20 protein-coding genes and 1 tRNA gene are annotated in these 18344 nt (G+C 30.1%); 2 read left to right on the top strand and 19 right to left on the bottom strand.

The window, feature by feature from the left end; genetic code table 11:
- Positions 1-21: 21 nt before the first annotated feature.
- The 12 genes from secE to ACZJV1_RS01180 form a co-directional block, all read right to left on the bottom strand.
- A complete protein-coding gene (gene secE, locus ACZJV1_RS01235; RefSeq protein ID WP_322458501.1) occupies positions 22-255 on the bottom strand; it encodes a preprotein translocase subunit SecE in 234 nt (77 codons plus the stop codon).
- 51 nt (positions 256-306) lie between these two features.
- The gene (gene rpmG / locus ACZJV1_RS01230; protein WP_008681213.1) at positions 307-456 is read right to left on the bottom strand and encodes a 50S ribosomal protein L33; all 150 of its coding nucleotides are present in this window, start codon (positions 454-456) and stop codon (positions 307-309) included.
- A gap of 174 nt (positions 457-630) precedes the next feature.
- Positions 631-1824 (bottom strand): elongation factor Tu, encoded by a 1194-nt coding sequence (tuf, locus tag ACZJV1_RS01225; protein WP_411169517.1) that lies wholly within the window; start codon positions 1822-1824, stop codon positions 631-633.
- A gap of 138 nt (positions 1825-1962) precedes the next feature.
- A tRNA-Thr gene (locus tag ACZJV1_RS01220) sits at positions 1963-2038 on the bottom strand.
- 86 nt (positions 2039-2124) lie between these two features.
- Positions 2125-2772: an RNA polymerase sporulation sigma factor SigH gene (gene sigH, locus ACZJV1_RS01215; protein WP_463651161.1), complete on the bottom strand. Its 648-nt coding sequence runs from the start codon at positions 2770-2772 to the stop codon at positions 2125-2127.
- Positions 2773-2822: 50 nt separating this feature from the next.
- Positions 2823-3335, bottom strand: a complete 513-nt coding sequence (locus ACZJV1_RS01210) for an NYN domain-containing protein (protein WP_411169515.1) — start codon at positions 3333-3335, stop codon at positions 2823-2825.
- Positions 3336-3355: 20 nt separating this feature from the next.
- Complete coding sequence (gene rlmB / locus ACZJV1_RS01205) at positions 3356-4252, bottom strand: 23S rRNA (guanosine(2251)-2'-O)-methyltransferase RlmB (protein ID WP_463651160.1); 897 nt, start codon at positions 4250-4252, stop codon at positions 3356-3358.
- 40 nt (positions 4253-4292) lie between these two features.
- A complete protein-coding gene (locus ACZJV1_RS01200) occupies positions 4293-4709 on the bottom strand; it encodes a Mini-ribonuclease 3 (protein ID WP_463651159.1) in 417 nt (138 codons plus the stop codon).
- Positions 4710-4758: 49 nt separating this feature from the next.
- Positions 4759-6159, bottom strand: a complete 1401-nt coding sequence (gene cysS / locus ACZJV1_RS01195; protein WP_463651158.1) for a cysteine--tRNA ligase — start codon at positions 6157-6159, stop codon at positions 4759-4761.
- Between the two features lie 11 nt (positions 6160-6170).
- Positions 6171-7883 (bottom strand): proline--tRNA ligase, encoded by a 1713-nt coding sequence (locus ACZJV1_RS01190; RefSeq protein ID WP_460289424.1) that lies wholly within the window; start codon positions 7881-7883, stop codon positions 6171-6173.
- 345 nt (positions 7884-8228) lie between these two features.
- Entirely contained in the window at positions 8229-8897 is a 669-nt protein-coding gene (gene ispD / locus ACZJV1_RS01185; protein WP_463651157.1) for a 2-C-methyl-D-erythritol 4-phosphate cytidylyltransferase, read from the bottom strand.
- 15 nt (positions 8898-8912) lie between these two features.
- Complete coding sequence (locus tag ACZJV1_RS01180) at positions 8913-10004, bottom strand: PIN/TRAM domain-containing protein (protein WP_411169509.1); 1092 nt, start codon at positions 10002-10004, stop codon at positions 8913-8915.
- 257 nt (positions 10005-10261) lie between these two features.
- Here ACZJV1_RS01180 and ACZJV1_RS01175 point away from each other — a divergent pair, with 257 nt between their 5' ends.
- Positions 10262-10657 carry a nucleoside triphosphate pyrophosphohydrolase family protein gene (locus ACZJV1_RS01175; protein ID WP_411169508.1) on the top strand — a complete coding sequence of 132 codons (396 nt, stop codon included), beginning with the start codon at positions 10262-10264 and terminating at the stop codon, positions 10655-10657.
- 70 nt (positions 10658-10727) lie between these two features.
- Here the strand turns inward: ACZJV1_RS01175 and disA are convergent, their stop codons facing one another.
- From disA to ACZJV1_RS01155, 4 genes are all read right to left on the bottom strand, one after another.
- Entirely contained in the window at positions 10728-11792 is a 1065-nt protein-coding gene (gene disA, locus ACZJV1_RS01170) for a DNA integrity scanning diadenylate cyclase DisA (RefSeq protein WP_411169507.1), read from the bottom strand.
- 16 nt (positions 11793-11808) lie between these two features.
- Positions 11809-13176 carry a DNA repair protein RadA gene (gene radA / locus ACZJV1_RS01165; protein ID WP_463651156.1) on the bottom strand — a complete coding sequence of 456 codons (1368 nt, stop codon included), beginning with the start codon at positions 13174-13176 and terminating at the stop codon, positions 11809-11811.
- A 141-nt stretch (positions 13177-13317) separates the two neighbouring features.
- A complete protein-coding gene (gene nagB / locus ACZJV1_RS01160; RefSeq protein WP_463651155.1) occupies positions 13318-14043 on the bottom strand; it encodes a glucosamine-6-phosphate deaminase in 726 nt (241 codons plus the stop codon).
- Positions 14040-14762 carry a GntR family transcriptional regulator gene (locus ACZJV1_RS01155; RefSeq protein WP_460289419.1) on the bottom strand — a complete coding sequence of 241 codons (723 nt, stop codon included), beginning with the start codon at positions 14760-14762 and terminating at the stop codon, positions 14040-14042. Before ACZJV1_RS01155 ends, nagB begins: the two co-directional genes overlap by 4 nt.
- A 444-nt stretch (positions 14763-15206) precedes the next feature.
- Here ACZJV1_RS01155 and ACZJV1_RS01150 point away from each other — a divergent pair, with 444 nt between their 5' ends.
- Positions 15207-15434: a glutaredoxin family protein gene (locus tag ACZJV1_RS01150; RefSeq protein WP_411169502.1), complete on the top strand. Its 228-nt coding sequence runs from the start codon at positions 15207-15209 to the stop codon at positions 15432-15434.
- A gap of 80 nt (positions 15435-15514) precedes the next feature.
- On the opposite strand, the gene ACZJV1_RS01145 is transcribed toward ACZJV1_RS01150, so the two are convergent.
- Genes ACZJV1_RS01145 through trxB form a run of 3 tightly spaced genes read right to left on the bottom strand, consistent with a single transcriptional unit; the run spans position 15515 to position 18173 of the window.
- Positions 15515-16975: an NADP-dependent glyceraldehyde-3-phosphate dehydrogenase gene (locus ACZJV1_RS01145; protein ID WP_463651154.1), complete on the bottom strand. Its 1461-nt coding sequence runs from the start codon at positions 16973-16975 to the stop codon at positions 15515-15517.
- A gap of 8 nt (positions 16976-16983) precedes the next feature.
- Positions 16984-17211 carry a glutaredoxin family protein gene (locus tag ACZJV1_RS01140; protein ID WP_463651153.1) on the bottom strand — a complete coding sequence of 76 codons (228 nt, stop codon included), beginning with the start codon at positions 17209-17211 and terminating at the stop codon, positions 16984-16986.
- Between the two features lie 26 nt (positions 17212-17237).
- Positions 17238-18173 (bottom strand): thioredoxin-disulfide reductase, encoded by a 936-nt coding sequence (trxB, locus tag ACZJV1_RS01135; protein ID WP_463651152.1) that lies wholly within the window; start codon positions 18171-18173, stop codon positions 17238-17240.
- Positions 18174-18344 lie beyond the last annotated feature (171 nt).

Raw genomic sequence — 18344 nt, 5'->3', positions numbered from 1 at the left:
TGGTTAACCACCTAAACCTCCTTACTTTAGTTTTAAAATGAATTTAAAGAGGTTTTGAAAAATATAATCTAACCCGCCTACTAATACTATATATATTAGTACGACTACGCCAACTGCAATTAACGCTTTTTTAGTATCATTTTTAGAAGGCCAAGTTATTCTTTTAACTTCTGCCTTAACCTCTCTAAAAAATTTAAATACGCCACCTTTATCAGGTGAATTTTTAGTTAAATTTACATTTTCCTTAACAGCCATTACTTCACATCCTTAATTTTTGTGAGTATATGTCATCACTATATCAGCTAACTATTTAGTTTCTTTATGAAGTGTATGTTTTTTACAGAACTTGCAGTATTTATGCATTTCTAATCTGTCTGGGTTATTTTTCTTGTTCTTCATTGAATTGTAGTTTCTTTGCTTACACTCTGTGCATGCTAAAGTTATCTTTACTCTCACAGTCTGCACCTCCAGTTTACCGTAAATAATATAAAACCTTATTACTTTATGTTAATTTAATTTCGTTAATTACCTAAACACATTATCACAAAACATGCATTATGTCAATATATAAGCCTTTGTAAAGGACTAGGTAATCCCACCCAGCCCTAAACTATATACTAATAATACATATTACTCTATTATGCTAGTAACAACTCCTGAACCTACAGTTCTTCCACCTTCTCTGATAGCGAATCTTAATCCTTCATCCATAGCTATTTGATTGATTAATTCAACGTTCATATCGATGTGGTCTCCTGGCATAACCATTTCCATTCCATCTGGTAACTTAATTGAACCAGTAACGTCTGTTGTTCTGAAATAGAATTGTGGTCTGTATCCATCGAAGAATGGAGTATGTCTTCCACCTTCTTCTTTTTTAAGTACGTAAACTTGACCTACGAACTTTTTGTGTGGCTTAACTGTTCCAGCCTTTGCTAAAACTTGACCTCTTTCGATGTCTGTTCTTTGAACTCCTCTTAAAAGAACTCCAACATTGTCTCCAGCTTGCGCTTCGTCTAGTAACTTTCTGAACATTTCTATTCCTGTTACTACTACTTTTCTGCTTTCTTCTTGTAATCCAACGATTTCTACTTCGTCTCCTACCTTAAGAATTCCTCTTTCAACTCTTCCTGTTGCAACTGTTCCTCTACCAGTGATTGTAAATACATCTTCTACTGGCATTAAGAATGGCTTATCTGTTGCTCTTTCTGGAGTTGGAATGTAGCTATCTACTGCATCCATTAACTCAAGAATTGGAGCGATTGCTTTTTCATCTGTTGGGTTTTCTAATGCTACTAAAGCTGAACCCTTAACTACTGGAATGTCGTCTCCTGGGAAGTTGTATTCTGATAATAATTCTCTAACTTCCATTTCAACTAGTTCTAATAATTCTTCATCATCTACCATATCTGCTTTATTTAAGAAAACAACTATGTAGTCAACACCAACTCTTGATGCTAGAAGAATGTGTTCTCTTGTTTGAGGCATTGGACCATCTGCAGCTGAACAAACTAATATTGCTCCATCCATTTGTGCAGCACCTGTGATCATGTTCTTAACATAGTCAGCATGTCCTGGACAGTCAACGTGAGCATAATGTCTGTTTTCTGTTTGATATTCAACGTGAGAAGTATTGATTGTAATACCTCTTTCCTTTTCTTCTGGAGCTTTATCTATTGCAGCATAATCAAATGCTTCTGCAAATCCCTTTTTTGATAAAACAGTTGTGATTGCAGCTGTTAAAGTTGTCTTACCGTGGTCAACGTGACCGATTGTTCCAATGTTTACGTGTGGTTTACTTCTTTCGAATTTTTGCTTTGCCATTGTAAAATCCTCCTTTAATCTTTGTAATAAACTTTGCCTAGCGTTTTGTATCGTTTTGCTTAATATATTGAGCTTACTACAAAGATTTAAGTAATTTATAAATTACAACAATCATTATTAGTAAGCACTCAACTATACTGGAGCTCACGATCGGGATTGAACCGACGACCTCCGCCTTACCAAGGCGACGCTCTACCTACTGAGCTACGTGAGCATTTCCACATAATATTTTTATAGTTTAATATACCAATTATAAAGTTTACTATTGTTCAAAAAATTTGTCAATAAAAATTTAGTGACTTATTTTTCTGTATATAGACATTTTTCAAGCTTTCGCTTTACTCTTTGTAAAGCATTGTCTATAGACTTAGCTTGCCTATCTAAATCACATGCTATTTCTTGATATGATTTACCATCTAGATAGGATTGAAGCACTTCCATTTCTAAGTCTGATAAAACTTTAGCCATCTCACCTTCTATATGTTTTAGTTGCTCTTTTCCTATTAAAAGCTCTTCTGGGTCTGTTATTTTTAATTCTGATAAAACATCTATTAGTGTTCTATCAGATTCTTCTTCATATATGGGCTTATTTAAAGATATATATGTGTTTAAGGGAATATGTTTTTGTCTTGTTGCTGTCTTTATAGCCGTTATTATTTGTCTAGTAACACATAGCTCTGCAAAAGCCTTAAAGCTCGTTAATTTATCTGATTTAAAATCTCTTATAGCTTTGTATAATCCTATCATTCCTTCTTGATAAATATCTTCTTTATCTGCCCCAATAAGAAAGTATGATTTCGCTTTAGCTTTTACAAAGTTTTCATACTTAGATATTAAATATTCTTGTGCTCTGCTATTTCCTCTTTTTGCTTCATCAACTACTTCTTCATCTAGCTTGTTCTGAAATTCCACAAACAGACTAGTATCTTTTTTGGTATTCTCCACCATATATCACCCCTTTAAGCCCTCTATTATGATAAATATATTAATTAAAATTATTAATCACTTCGTCTTATAGCTTCTAATTTTTTAAATATATCTTCATCAACATTATCTCCCAAATGATTTTTAGATAAAGACATATTTTTTTGTGCCTTTTTGTTAATTCTATTTTGAGTTTCTAAAACTTCATTATAGAACTCAAGAGCAGATATTCTTACTGCACCTCTTTGAAATATAGTTTGTTGTTCAAGCCAATCTGATGTAACAACATAAACTTCAAATCTTCTACCTAAGTTATGTACTTCTCTTTCTATATAAGAATCTGCTGTTTCACCATCTTTTGTAAAAACTATACTTATGTTTTTATTTATATCTTGCTTTTTTTCAATGCTCCTATTAACCTTATGAGCATCAAATACTATTATTATTTTGCATCCTTCATAAACTGAGTAGTTATGTAAACTGTCTATTAAACTCTGTCTTGCTCCATCAAAGCTATAGTCTTTTTGTTTCTTCAAATTAGGCCAGCTGTTTATTACGTTATATCCATCAACAAATATAATTTTCACATGTTACCTCTTTGATTTTGTTATTTTATTAGTCTTCCCTTTAATATTTCATACATCATTATACCACCTGCAACTGAAGCATTTAAAGAGTTAATTTTACCTATCATAGGAATTTTAACTAGTTTATCACATTTTTTCAAGGTAAGCTTAGATATTCCTCTTCCCTCGCTTCCTATAACTACTGCACATGGTCCATTAAAGTTAGCTTGATAACTATATTCTTCTCCATCTATATCTGCACCATAAATCCATAATCCTGCTTCTTTTAATTCATCTATTGCTGAATTTATATTAGTTACTTTTGCTATTTTCATATGTTCAATAGCTCCAACTGAGCATTTATAAACAGTAGAAGTTATTCCTACGTTTCTTCTTTTTGGTATTATTATTCCATGAACTCCACATAGCTCAGCTGTTCTTATTATAGATCCTAAGTTATGAGGATCTTCTATTTCATCTAATATTACAACAAATAGATCTTCTTTCTTCTCTTTTGCTAAATTTAGTATATCTGCAATTTGGCAATATTTAAACGGAGTAACTAAAGCTACAACCCCTTGATGGTTTGTTCCATTAGTCATTATATCAAGTTTCTTTCTATCAACTTCTTTTAATACTAAACCTTTTTCTTTTGCTATATTTATTATAACTTTAATTGATCCTTCCATGTTACCATTAGCAATATAAAGACATTCTATTGTTCTATCACTTTTTAATACTTCCATAACAGCATTTCTACCGATAATTAGGTCTTCTCTCGCTTCTACTTCTACTGCATTATTAATATTTTCGCTTGAATAATCTTTTGCTTTTCTATTTTCTTTTACACCATACTTTTTGCCTTGTGATGAATTGTTTTCAAGCATTTGTCTTTCCATTCTAGCTTTCATTCTAGCTTCTCTATTTCCCTTTGTCATCTTAAATCACTCCTTATGTCTATTATATACTTTTCCTTAGTTATGATAACTGTAATTCTGTAGATTTTTCTAATATATTATATAGTCTTTCTTTATTTCCTGTTAAATATAAATATCCTACTAAAGCCTCAAATCCCGTAGCATTTCTATAGTCTATTACCTCTGCATTTTTAGGTATTGTTGCAGATTTTGTATTTCTTCCTCTTTTGTAAATATATAATTCATCTTCTGTTAAGGCATCCTCTATACTATGCATTATAGTTGATTGACTCTTAGCTTTAACATAACCTATTGCTTTTACATGTATTTTATGAGCTGATAATTCAGTATTGTTAGAAAGTATATAATTTCTTATATATATTTCATATACACCATCACCTATCAGTGCTAACTGCAAAGGATTTAATCTCCTAGCTTCTTCTTTACTAAATTCTCTCACTCTTAAATCCTCTAACATATTTTTTCTCTCCTTTAAATAAAGGCTGCATTAATGCAGCCCTTTAACCTTAATTTACCTTTTTCCACCTTACTCCTTGAGGTGTGTCTTCTAAGATTATATTTCTAGCTTTTAAATCATCTCTAATTTTATCTGCTAATGCAAAATCCTTATTTTTTCTAGCCTGTTGTCTTTGCCCTATTAGATTTTCTATTTCTTCTTCTAAACTTCCTTTAGTGGAATTTTGAAGTATTCCTAATGGTTCCCCTAATTCTCTTATTAAGCTTAGCACACTTTCACAAAGCTCCTTTGATGAATCTATTGATACATTAGTATTTATATCTTTTATAAGATCAAAAATAGCTGTAATAGCATCAGCTGTATTAAAGTCATCATCCATTTTTTCTATATATCTTTGTCTATAAACATCTAAAGATTCTAGATAAGCCTTTTCTTTATCACCCATAGACTCTTTTTTAACTTCATCCATTAAGTTTTCTAAATTAGAGATTGCATTATATAACCTTTCTGTTGATGACTTTGCAGATTCAAGAAGTTCATCGCTAAAGTTTAATTGTACTCTATAATGTCCTGATAACATTAAAAATCTTACTACATCAGCATCATATTGTTTTAATATATCTCTTGCTGTTAAAAAGTTATTTAATGATTTTGACATTTTCTGATTATTTATATTTAAGAAAGCTCCATGTAACCAATATCTAGCGAATGTTTTTCCAGTTAAAGCCTCACTTTGTGCAATTTCATTTTCATGATGAGGGAAAGCTAAATCCATCCCACCAGCATGTATATCTATGGTATCTCCTAATATTTTCTTCGCCATACATGAGCATTCTATATGCCATCCTGGTCTTCCCATGCCCCATGGGCTTTCCCAAGCTGGTTCACCCGGCTTTTGAGCCTTCCATAATGCAAAATCCATAGGATCTTCTTTTCTTTCATCTACATTTATTCTTGCTCCAGCCTGTAGATCTTCTAAATTTTGACCAATTAATTTTCCGTATCCTTGGAATTTCTTTGTTCTAAAATAAACATCTCCATCTACTTCATATGCATATCCTTTTTCAATTAAGCCTTCTACAAACTCTATAATATCAATAATATATTCAGTCGCTCTTGGATTTACTGATGCTCTTTTTATATTTAACCCATCAGCATCTTTATAATATTCATCTATATATTTATCTCCAACATTACTAACTGTTGTACCCTCTTCATTTGCCTTTTTTATCATTTTGTCATCTATATCTGTAAAATTTTGAACAAATCTAACCTTATATCCTCTGTACTCTAAATATCTTCTTATAGTATCAAAGATTATGAAAGTTCTACCATTTCCTATATGAAAATAGTTATACACAGTAGGTCCACATACATACATCTTAACCTCGCCTGGTGTTAATGGTACAAATTCTTCTTTTTTTCTAGTTATGCTATTGTAAATCCTCATCTAATTACCTCCTATCTCACAGATAATTTATTTTTCTTAAACTCTTCTCTTACTCTATCTATAACTTCTTCAAATTTTATATTTTCCATATCTGATGATCTTAACTTAAATTCAACTTCTCCATCAACAATTTTCTTACCAACTGTTATTCTCATTGGTATTCCCATAAGATCTGAATCTTTAAATTTAACTCCTGCTCTTTCGTTTCTATCATCTAGTATCGCATCAAAACCTATAGCTTTTAACTCTTCATAGATATTGTTAGCAACTTTCATTTGTTCCTCATCTTTGATATTTACTGGAATAATATTAACATGGTACGGTGCTACAGATAAAGGCCATACTATTCCATTCTCATCATTATGTTGTTCAATTATTGATGCCATTGTTCTTGTTACCCCAATTCCATAACACCCCATCATAAATGGTTTTTCCTTACCACTTTCATCTATAAAATTAGCATTCATAGCTTCTGAATATTTTGTTCCTAGCTTAAATATATGACCAACTTCTGTTCCCCTTGATATAGTTACTTTACCACCACAAACTGGACAATTTTCACCTTCAGTTATATTTCTGTAATCTCCAACTACACCTTCAAAATCTCTTCCGTAATTTATACCTTCAATGTGGTATCCTGTTTCATTAGCTCCTACAATGAAATTGTACATATTAACAATTTCTTCATCAACTAATAAAGTATCTACTTTTATATTTATAGGACCAGCAAATCCGACTTGTGCATTAGTAGCCTTAAAGACTTCTTCTGGAGTAGCCATATTTAAATTTACTGCTCCACCTAAAGCATTTGAAACTTTAACTTCATTTACTTCTCTATCTCCTCTAACCATTACTGCTACTATTTTACCATCAGCATTATATATTAGAGTTTTTGCAAATTTCTTTTCTGTTGTATTAAAGAATTTAACAAGTTCTTCTATTGTTTTTACATTTGGAGTCTCAGTTTTTATTAATCCCTTTAATTCTTCTGCTTCAGCTCTTTCAACTGTTGATGGAGCCTTTTCTATATTTGCAGCATAATCACAAGCTGTACAGAATACAACATCGTCTTCTCCTACTTCTGATTTAACCATAAATTCTGCTGAGTTTGAACCTCCAATCGCACCTGAATCAGCTTCAACGCATTTTGCATCTATTCCACATCTATTAAATATTTTTATATATGCTTCGTGCATTTTATTATATGATAAATCTAATCCTTCTTGATTCTTGTCAAAGCTATATGCATCCTTCATTATGAATTCCCTTGATCTCATAATTCCAAATCTTGGTCTTCTTTCATCTCTATACTTAGTTTGTATTTGATAAAGATTTACTGGTAATTGTTTGTATGATTTAATCTCATTTCTTGCAATGTCAGTAAATACTTCTTCATGAGTTGGCCCAAGACAGAAATCTCTGTTATTTCTATCTTTAAGTCTGAACATTTCCTCTCCATAAACATCCCATCTTCCAGACTCTTGCCAAAGTTCTGCTGGTAATACTGCTGAAGCTAAAAATTCTTGTGCTCCTGCACTATTCATTTCCTCTCTTATTATATCTTCCACATTTTTTAAAACCTTTAATCCTAAAGGCATGTAATTATAAATACCTGACGCCATCTTTCTTATCATTCCAGCTCTTAGCATTAACTTATGACTATCTATCTCAGCTTCTGCTGGAACCTCTCTTAATGTTGATATTAACATATTGGACATTTTCATTTATGCTTCCTCCTATTATTGTTATTAATTCATATTTATTTTCTAATTCGTATTGAATATTATTTATTTTAAAATAATAAAAAAAGCCCACCCTAATTAATTAGGGCGAACTTATATCGCGGTACCACCTAAATTTGTTCTCTAAAATGATAACGGTATTAAACCGATAGTTTTTACCTACAACTCCAAAGCTGGTTCAAATCCTGTTGAAAATCTTACAGCCTATGAATTTTCTCTCTGATTGGCGGATTTTACTATTCTTCTTCACTGTTTTAAGTTTATTAAATTTCAGCTTAATTAATTATATATTCTACTAAAACTTATGTCAATATAGCAACTTCTGCATTATACTAGCTTTTCTGCAAGTATCAAATCTTCAGGAGTAGTGACTTTTATATTTGTATACTCTCCATTATACAAATATACTTTATTGTTGTAGTGCTCTACTACCATAGTGTCATCTGTAACACTTATATTCTCTTCTTTGATTTTCTTATGGCACTCCTTTATAACTTCCAGCTTAAAAACTTGTGGAGTTTGAATTGCAAATAAATCTTTCCTATCTGGAGTATGTTTAGAAAATCCATTTTCGTCTACAACTTTTATTGTGTCCTTTGGCGTGACTCCTGGTGCTGCTGCTCCATAAAGCTTTGCATATTTTATTCCATCTTTAATTATTTTTTCAGATGTAAATGGTCTTGCACCATCATGAATCAATATAATTTCAGAATCATTAATCTCCATTAAAGCATTAAACACTGAATCTTGTCTCTCTTTTCCACCCTCAACTATCATGTCAACCTTTAAGGAGTATATTTCCAATATCTCCCTTTTGCAAAACTCTATTTCATCCTTTGGTAAAACTAAAATTATATTATCTACTTCTTTACAGTTAATAAATTTAGTTAAGGTATAATATAAAATAGGCTTGCCTTTCAACTCTATATATTGCTTACTAATTTTAGAACTCATTCTTTTGCCTTTTCCACCAGCTAAAATTATAGCACTTATCATATTAACACCTACTAACTATTCTTTTGGTTTTGCAAATATCATTCTTCCTGCTGCTGTTTGTAATACTGATGTTACTAGAACAATTATTTGTTCTCCCATGAACTTTCTTCCACCTTCTACAACGATCATTGTCCCATCATCTAAGTACCCAATTCCTTGTGTTGCTTCCTTACCATCTTTAACAACGATAACCTTCATTTCTTCTCCTGGAAGTACAACTGGTTTTATTGCATTTGCTAATTCATTAATATTAAGAACAGGTACACCCTGAAATTCTGCAACTTTATTTAAATTAAAATCATTGGTTACAACTTTTCCCTTAAGAGTTTGAGCAAGTTTTAATAGCTTACTATCAACCTCTTGTATTTCTGGAAAATCTCCCTCCCAAATTTGTGTCTCTATTTCTAGTTCCTTTTGTATCTTATTTAATATATCAAGTCCTCTTCTTCCCCTATTTCTCTTAAGAGAATCTGCTGAATCTGAAATATGCCTAAGTTCGTCTAGTACAAAATTTGGTATAACTAAAGGACCTTCAACAAATCCTGTTTGACATATATCAAATATTCTACCATCAATTATTACAGATGTATCTAACACCTTAGGATTAACTTTGGCTGCTCCTTTTGACTTTTTTTCTTTAATATTATTTTTTCTTAAATTTACAAGAAGATTTGATATATCATCTTTCTTCTCAATAAATATACTTGCAAATATTATTGCAAATATTAGATTTAATAATACAAACAGTATTGGTCCTAACCCATAAAGGCTTATACTATTTAATGGTAGTCCTACAAGAGACGTTAATATTAAAGATATTAAAGCTCCTAAGCCACCATAAAGAAGTTCTGCCGCTGTAAGTCTTTGAATGTTTTTTTCAATATACTCTATAATTTTAACGATAGAGTCATAAATACGTGGTGAAACAAAGTATAGTATAAGTCCAAATAATATAGTTAAAAAAATACGTAATGATATAATTCCAATTGGTTTAGATAAAAAAGATACGTTACTTAAAAAAGTAATAGTTTGTATTAACCCACTAATAATATATCCGCTTATGAAGCCTATTATAGTAAATATAACTCTTATAATCTTTTTTAACATAATGTCACCTCCCTATTATTTTTGTTTTATTTTTAATATCATTTGTGCCTTCTTAAGAAGTTTATATTATTATACCATATAAAGGTATTATCTAAAATGAATAATTATTAAAATCTTATTAATTTAAAATACCCCCTATAAAATAAGATATTTATTAGATATCATTATATTAAAGTTGATTCACTAAATCATTTTAAATTTTATAAGAATAACTATATTTTATAAACAGCCATAAATTTTCTAAGGAGTTGAAGCATATGAAGGACATAATTTTTGATAATTTTCAAAACGATGTTAACGAATCATTACTAAGACATAAAAGTATTTTAGATATAATAACTAAATATAGTGAATCGAGTGCTAGAGTTAACAGAGCCATAGCTAAAGCTGTAACTAATTGTGGTTGTATTAAAATTTCTGCTCAAAAACAAGATATTCCTTCCGAAAATAATGAAGATGATTTTAGCTATACATTAAGTAATCATATTGAAGGAAAACTTTGTAATAATTGTCTTGAAATTATTGAAAGTGAAATTGGAAATAATCTTTTTTATCTTACTTCTTTATGTAATTGTTTAGAGTTAAACTTGTATGATATCTTATTAAAAGAAGAGGATAAAATGAATATTCTAGGTAAATTTACACTTAGATAAACTCAAAGCAGGTTTTTTTAACCTGCTTTTCTATTATCGGCTATTTCCATTAAATTTATACATAATTTTGTTAAATTTCGTTTTTTAAGTATATTTGTTCTTTTATTCTTCTTAATCCATTTCTTATTGCTTTTGCTCTAGCTTCACCTATTCCATCAACTTTATCTAAATCATCAGTATCAGCCTCTATTACATATTTAAGCTCTTTAAAATGTTTTATCAAATTCTCAATTACAGAAACTGGTATCCTTGGAACTTTAAATAATATTCTAAATCCCTTTGGTGAAATTAAAGAGTCAACTAAAGACATCCCTGAGTACCCCAATATTTTAGCTATTAAATCTAAGTCAACTAATTCTTCAGAACTCATTCTCTGAATTTCATTATATATTTCATTAAAGTCCATTCCTTCTTTACAGTAATCTCTTATTAATAAAATTCCATCTCTCTCTATAAACTTTATTAACTCGCTAAGTTGCATTGAAATAAGTCTTCCTTCATTCCCAAGTTCAACTATATATCGTTGTATTTCTTCTACAACCCTCATTACCATTTCGGTTCTTTGTATTGCTGTTACAACATCAAAAATGGTAGTTAAATCCTGAAACTCTAATAGATTCAGATTATTTATTACTCTTTCTAATACATTTACATATTTTTCCAATGTCTGTATTGCTTGATTAGCTCTTGCTAATATAACACTGCTTTCTTGTAATACATATTTTAAATCGCCTTTATAAACAGTAATTATATTTCTTCTTTGAGAAATTGCAACAACTATATTGCCTGTTTGCTTTGCTACTCTATTAGCTGTTCTATGCCTAGTACCAGTTTCATATGTAGTAAGTGTATGATCTGGTACAAGTTGAGCATTAGCACAAATAATTCTTTTTAAATCCCCACTTAAAACTATAGCTCCATCCATCTTAGCTAATTCATAAACATATGCTGGTGAATATTCCGAATTAATATTAAATCCACCATCAACAAGCTTCATTGAGTCTTCACCATCACCAATAACTACTAAGCCACCAGTCTTAGCTCTTAATATGTTTTCTAAACCTTCTCTTAATGCTGTTCCTGGACTCATAAGTTTTAAAATATTTTTTATTTCTTCATCATCTTTTATTCTCATACACTCACCTATTCTGTTAGAATATCTTACTAATAGCCTCTCTTAAATTGCTTACTCCTATTATATTAATAGAATTACTATTAACTTTATCCTTATTTCTTTCTGGAATAATAGCATTCTTAAAGCCCATCTTCTCAGCTTCTTTAATTAGCCTATCGCAAGATGAAACGGGTCTTATCTCACCAGTAAGACCAACCTCTCCAACTATGACCATTCTTTCTAATTTAAATCCAGTATTTTTTACACTTGATAAAAGTGCTAACGCAAGCCCTAAGTCTCCTGTTGTTCCATCTAAACTAAGACCACCAACTACATTTACATATACATCATACTTATAAAATGGCACTCTTAGTTTTTTCTCTAAAACTGCTAATATAAGTCTTAACCTTTGATTATCTATTCCAACAGCGGTTCTACTAGCCATATGCATATTTGTTTCACTAACTAGAGCTTGCATTTCAACAAGAATTGGTCTAGTTCCTTCCATTATGCCTATAACAGCTGATCCCTCTTGATTAAAGTTAGTATCTTCTAAGAATATTCTCGAAGGGTCATATATTTCCTTTAATCCTTCTTCAGCCATTTCAAATACACCTATTTCGCTAGTTGTTCCAAAACGATTTTTCATAGTTCTAAGAACTCTAAACTCTTCTGTACGTTCTCCTTCAAAATATAATACCGTATCTACCATATGCTCTAGTACTCTTGGCCCAGCAAGTTCTCCTTGTTTAGTTACATGAGCAACTATAAACAATGGTATATTTTGGTTTTTGCCTATTCTCATTATAGCATTAGAGCATTCCTTTACCTGAGACACACTTCCTGGAGCTGATGTAACAGACTCTTTATAAACAGTTTGTATTGAATCTATTATTACAAAAACAGGCTTTAACTCATTTATGTATGCTTCTATTAAGTCAAGATTAGTTTCTGATAATATATATAGTTGCTCTGCATTAGCTCCTAATCTATCTCCTCTTATTTTAATTTGTTCTTCAGATTCTTCACCAGAAACATATAATACTTTTCCATATGTCCTTGATATTGAATTTGCTGTTTGTAGTAATAATGTTGACTTACCTATTCCAGGATCTCCTGATATTAATGTTAATGATCCTCTCACTAAACCTCCACCTAAAACCCTATTTAACTCTTTTAAGCCAGTATTATATCGTTGTTTCTCTCCAGATTTAATTTGTCCTATACTCTTTGGCATATTATCTAAAACTCTTATATTATTTACTTTATTTTTAACTTCTCTTTGAGTTTCTTTTATTTCTTCTACTAAGGTATTCCATTTGTTACAATCTGGACATTTTCCTAACCATTTAGGAGATTCATATCCGCATTCTTGACAAACAAACATGGATTTAATCTTAGCCATAACATATTACCTACCAATCTTGTTTATTTTTATATAATTAATATATCATAACAATATTATAAAAAACAATTTTTATAAAAAAAGAATTGTAATTTATAGTATTACAATTCTTTTGTATTCTTATTATTTTAAAATTTAATTTTATAATAATTTCGCTGCTGCCTCATCAATTATAACTACAACATCTCTATGCATTTGTAACATTGATGCTGGCATATTAGTGCTTATTTTTCCACTTACCATTTCTTTTACAGCTTCTGCTTTTCCTTCCCCACTTGCTATAACTATTATCTTTCTTGATTTCATTATTCCACCAAGTCCCATTGTTAAAGCTTTTGTAGGAACCTCATCTATTGAATTAAAGAATCTGGCATTAGCTTTTATTGTATCTTCTGTTAATCCTGTTAAGTGAGTGCCAGATATTAACACTTCATCTGGTTCATTAAATGCTATATGTCCATTGTTACCTATTCCTAATAATTGAATATCAGTTCCACCTAATTCTGCTATTTTTGCATCATATCTTTTACATTCCTCTTCTATATTTTCTGCTAATCCATTTGGAACATAAGTTTTAGTTTTATCTATGTTAATATGATTAAATAAATTCTCATTCATGAAATATCTGTAACTTTGAGAATGTTCACCTGATAATCCTATATACTCATCTAAGTTAACAGTAGTGATTTGAGAAAAGTCTATTTCTCCTTCTTTATTCATTCTTATCAATTCATTGTACATTCCTATTGGAGATCCACCAGTTGCTAAACCTAATATAGCCTTAGAATTATTCTTTATTATCTCTGCCATTTCATCAGCAGCTCTCTTACTTAATTCTTCATAATTTTTAGTTATTATTACTTTCATCGTATTTTTCCCTCTCTCCTAGATATATTAACTTGCAATATAAATTTATCTGATCTATAAATTGCTTCTTCTAAAAAAATCATTTTATTATTATGATCATAAGTTTTGCTTATAATCTTTAACATAGGTACTTGTTTATCTACCTCAAATGTATTCTTTAACTCATCATTCATTATTACAGACGCTATTGATGACTTAGAATAATCAACTATGTATCCAAAGCCCTCTAGTATTTTAAATAATGACCCATTAAGCATTTCCTCATCCATGTATCCACAATAATCTACAGGTATAAATACTGTTTCTAAAGCAACACACTCATCATCAACTATACGCTTTCTTTTTATTTTATATAGTTCATCTAAAGAGAATATATCTGATAAATGCTCTGGAGTATTTATTTTGCAAAATTCAACAACTTCAGATCTTAAATTTTTACCTATTTGCTTTATTATTTCAGTAAAACTCATCATATCTTGTTGCTTAAAGGTTTGTTCACATACAAAAGTTCCTTTACCTTTAATTCTTAAAAGAACACCTTCTTGAACTAATTCTCCAATCGCTTGTCTTATGGTCATTCTACTTACACCATAAATTTCACATAACTCTCTTTCACTTGCTATACATTCTCCAGGTTTCCATACACCTTCAGATATTTTTGATATTAAATCATTCTTTAATTGATAATAAACCGGAATCGGACTACTTTTATCTATCATTATTAAGCCTCCTATTAATATTATACAAAACATAGTTATAGATGTCTAGACCAGTTGTATAATTTATTTAAACTGTTATAAAAATAATTTTTTTGCAAAAAATAAGTTTATAAATATCAAGGAGTTGATTCTATGATTAATAAAACTTATTTTTCTAATGTTCAATCTAGGAACATAGTTCGAGATACTACCAAGAAAAATTTATCAGAAGAGTTATCATCTAACTATATAGATGTCTCTTTAGACAACATTATTCTAAATTCTAACCTAGAAGATCAAAATATTATTAAGTAGATTTAATTTATATTTTCCCATTGATATAATACCATATTCTTTATTTTAATAAAATATATGTTAGTTATTGTATTTATCATTAAAATGGTGTAAAATTTATATTAAATAATATTAATTATCTATTGATAATAGCAAAGGAGTGTTTAACGAATGGTTAAAGTTTATAGTACAAATTCTTGTCCATGGTGTGTAAAAGCAAAAAATTATTTAAAATCAGTTAATATTGAATTTGAAGATTTAAATGTACAAGAAGATATGACTGCAAGAGATGAAATGATTAATAAATCAAAGCAAATGGGAGTTCCTGTTTTAGATATAAATGGAACAATTATAGTAGGCTTTGATAAAAAAGCTATAGATTCAGCTTTAAATATCTAATATTAAACATAAAAGAAGATATTTTATTATCTTCCTTTTAAATAAAATAGAGAAGTGAAATTTCACTTCTCTATTTTAATTTATCTTACTAAATTAATTACTGTTGCTTTTGGTCTAGACATAGACTCTATTGAATATCTAATTCCTTGAGTACCAATTCCAGAAGCCTTAACTCCTAAGAATGGGAAATGGTCTGGTCCTCTTTCAGTTTTATTATTTACTTGTACTGTACCAACCTCTAATCTATCTGCTACATAAAATGCTTCGTTTATATTCTCTGTAAATACAGATGATTGTAATCCATATTCTGACTTATTAGCAATTTCAATAGCTTCATCCTTATCTTTAACTCTTATTATAGGTAAAACTGGTCCAAATGGTTCTTCCCAAGCTAATCTCATATCTGTTGTTACATTATCAAAAAGAGTTGGATAAATCATATTTTCTTCTCTCTTTCCCCCAACAAGTAAATGAGCACCCTTTTCCCTAGCATCATCTATAAGTTCCCAAACAAAATCTGCTGATTTACTATCAATTAGTGGAACTATATCAACATCTTCTTCTAATGGGTTTCCTATTTTTAGCTTTTCAACTCTTTCTTTAACTTTTTCAACTAGTTTATCTGCAACTTCATTTACAACTAGTATTCTTTTCACTGCTGTACATCTTTGTCCTGAATAAGAATATGCTCCTGCAACTATATTAGATGCTGCAAGATCTAAATCAGCATCCTTTAATACTATAGCTGCATCTTTTCCACCAAGCTCCATAAGTAATGGAACCATTGTTGTTATTCTTGATATTCTAGTACCTATTTCTGTACTACCTGTAAAGTTTATAAAATCTATTCCAGGATGTGTAACAATATAGTCACCTATTTCGCTCCCTCTTCCTGTAACAGTATTTAAAACTCCTGCTGGTACTCCGGCTTGCTCAAATACTTTAGCTAGATATAATCCACATAAGCTACCTTGAGTTGCTGGTTTTAAAACTACTGAGTTTCCTGCAACTAAAGCTGGTGCTATTTTTGATGCTGCTAAATTTATAGGATAGTTAAATGGAGATATAGCTAAAACTACTCCTAGTGGTTCTCTTGTTACTAAAGATATTTTATTTCTTTTAAAACCAGGGAAACTATCTCCTGGAATACTTTCCCCAGATAAGTTCTTTGCTGTATCTGCTGTAAATTTTATATAATCTGCAGATCTTAATATTTCTGATTCAGCACTCTTCCTATCTTTTCCTGTTTCTCTCATCATTATATCTGATAATTCTTCTACTCTTTCTATTAGTATATCAGCTGCTTTATAAAGTATTTCTGATCTTTTACTTACAGGAATGTTTCTCCAACTCTTTTGTGCCTCTTTTGCACTTTTAATAGCAAAATCAACTTCTTCAGTAGTCATTACTGGAACCTTTCCAACTAAGCAATTTCCTATTGGTGAATATATATCTATGAACTTTTCATTTTCGCTAGTAGTCCACTCACCATTTACTAAATTTCTAAATGTTCTTTCCTTACCTTTTATACAACTAAACATCCTATCACCTACTTCTTCTTAGCTAGTTCTATCTTATTTTTATCAAAACCAACTATTATTTCACCATCTATATTAATTACAGGTACAGTTCTTTGACCTGAAACTTTAAATACTTCTTCTCTATCTTCATGCTTATCTGCTACATTAATTTCGTTATATTCCCACCCTTTCATTTCAAAAAATCTTTTAGCTTTTATACATGATGGGCACCATGATGTTGAATATATTTTTATCATAATATCTCTCCTTTAATCTTTCTTAATTATTTTTTCTTTTCTACAACATATTTTTCTGCTTGTAATGCTGCTATAGTTCCATCTGCAACAGCAGTTGTTATTTGTCTATATTCCTTTTCTCTAACATCTCCAGCTGCATATACTCCTTCAACATTAGTTCTCATTCCTTCATCAGTCTTAATATATCCATTGTGAGTTAAACTTATATACTCTTTAAAATGATCTGTTTTAGGTTCTGTTCCTATGAATCCAAATACCGCATCCATAGGAATTTCTTTTTCAGAGCCATCTTTAGAATTTTTTATTATAGCTTTTTCTACAAAATCATTTCCATCAACATTAACTAAATCTTCATTAAATAAAATTTCTATCTTAGGATGATTCATAACTTCTTCAATTGTTGCTTTTTCACCATTAAAGTAATCATGTCTTCTTATCATAACTACTTTAGTAGCAAATTTGGTTAAAAACAGAGCTTCTTCTAAAGCAGAGTTTCCTCCACCTACAACTCCGACTATTTTTCCTTCGTACATTGCTCCATCACATACCGCACAGTAGTGAACTCCTTTTCCTGAGAACTCTCCTTCATTTGGAATAGGTAATTTCTTTGGAGTAGCCCCAGTTGCTATTATTACTGTTTTTGTTTTATATATATAACTATTTGTTTCAATTATTTTTTCTTCTCCACTGAAATCAACTTTTTCAACCATATCAAATTCATCAATTTCAGCTCCAAGTTCTTCTGCTTGTTGTTGCATTAAATCAGCTAGTTCAGTACCAGAAACCTTTTTGAATCCAGGGTAATTTTCTATTGTATAACTATTCCTAACCTGTCCCCCTAATATTTGATCTTCCAATAAAAGCATATCTAACTTAGCTCTTGTTGCGTATATAGCAGCAGTTAGACCCGCTGGACCACCACCTATTATAATTAACTCTTTATGTTTAATTTCCTTACTCATAACTCGCTCCTTCTACCCCCCAGGGGTATATTCTTTAATTTAATTATATGCTTCTACAACCTAAAATGCAACTATTTTTAAATAATAATTTTTATTAATTACTATTTTAAACTTTATTTCTCTTAATATTATTGCTTTTTCTATAGAAATTATTAATAAAAATAAAAAGAA

This window comes from Clostridium sp. LS3 (genome assembly GCF_055330225.1).
This window is presented reverse-complemented; position numbering and strand designations above follow the sequence as displayed.

Coding starts and splice junctions, on each gene's coding strand:
- nagB (WP_463651155.1), bottom strand. CDS start 14,043: ATGAAAGTAATAATAACTAAAAATTATGAAGAATTAAGTAAGAGAGCT.
- ACZJV1_RS01150 (WP_411169502.1), top strand. CDS start 15,207: ATGGTTAAAGTTTATAGTACAAATTCTTGTCCATGGTGTGTAAAAGCA.
- cysS (WP_463651158.1), bottom strand. CDS start 6,159: ATGAGGATTTACAATAGCATAACTAGAAAAAAAGAAGAATTTGTACCA.
- secE (WP_322458501.1), bottom strand. CDS start 255: ATGGCTGTTAAGGAAAATGTAAATTTAACTAAAAATTCACCTGATAAA.
- ACZJV1_RS01180 (WP_411169509.1), bottom strand. CDS start 10,004: ATGTTAAAAAAGATTATAAGAGTTATATTTACTATAATAGGCTTCATA.
- radA (WP_463651156.1), bottom strand. CDS start 13,176: ATGGCTAAGATTAAATCCATGTTTGTTTGTCAAGAATGCGGATATGAA.
- sigH (WP_463651161.1), bottom strand. CDS start 2,772: ATGGTGGAGAATACCAAAAAAGATACTAGTCTGTTTGTGGAATTTCAG.
- disA (WP_411169507.1), bottom strand. CDS start 11,792: ATGAGAATAAAAGATGATGAAGAAATAAAAAATATTTTAAAACTTATG.
- ACZJV1_RS01175 (WP_411169508.1), top strand. CDS start 10,262: ATGAAGGACATAATTTTTGATAATTTTCAAAACGATGTTAACGAATCA.
- ACZJV1_RS01140 (WP_463651153.1), bottom strand. CDS start 17,211: ATGATAAAAATATATTCAACATCATGGTGCCCATCATGTATAAAAGCT.
- ACZJV1_RS01155 (WP_460289419.1), bottom strand. CDS start 14,762: ATGATAGATAAAAGTAGTCCGATTCCGGTTTATTATCAATTAAAGAAT.
- ACZJV1_RS01190 (WP_460289424.1), bottom strand. CDS start 7,883: ATGAAAATGTCCAATATGTTAATATCAACATTAAGAGAGGTTCCAGCA.
- rlmB (WP_463651160.1), bottom strand. CDS start 4,252: ATGACAAAGGGAAATAGAGAAGCTAGAATGAAAGCTAGAATGGAAAGA.
- tuf (WP_411169517.1), bottom strand. CDS start 1,824: ATGGCAAAGCAAAAATTCGAAAGAAGTAAACCACACGTAAACATTGGA.
- ACZJV1_RS01145 (WP_463651154.1), bottom strand. CDS start 16,975: ATGTTTAGTTGTATAAAAGGTAAGGAAAGAACATTTAGAAATTTAGTA.
- trxB (WP_463651152.1), bottom strand. CDS start 18,173: ATGAGTAAGGAAATTAAACATAAAGAGTTAATTATAATAGGTGGTGGT.
- ispD (WP_463651157.1), bottom strand. CDS start 8,897: ATGATAAGTGCTATAATTTTAGCTGGTGGAAAAGGCAAAAGAATGAGT.
- ACZJV1_RS01200 (WP_463651159.1), bottom strand. CDS start 4,709: ATGTTAGAGGATTTAAGAGTGAGAGAATTTAGTAAAGAAGAAGCTAGG.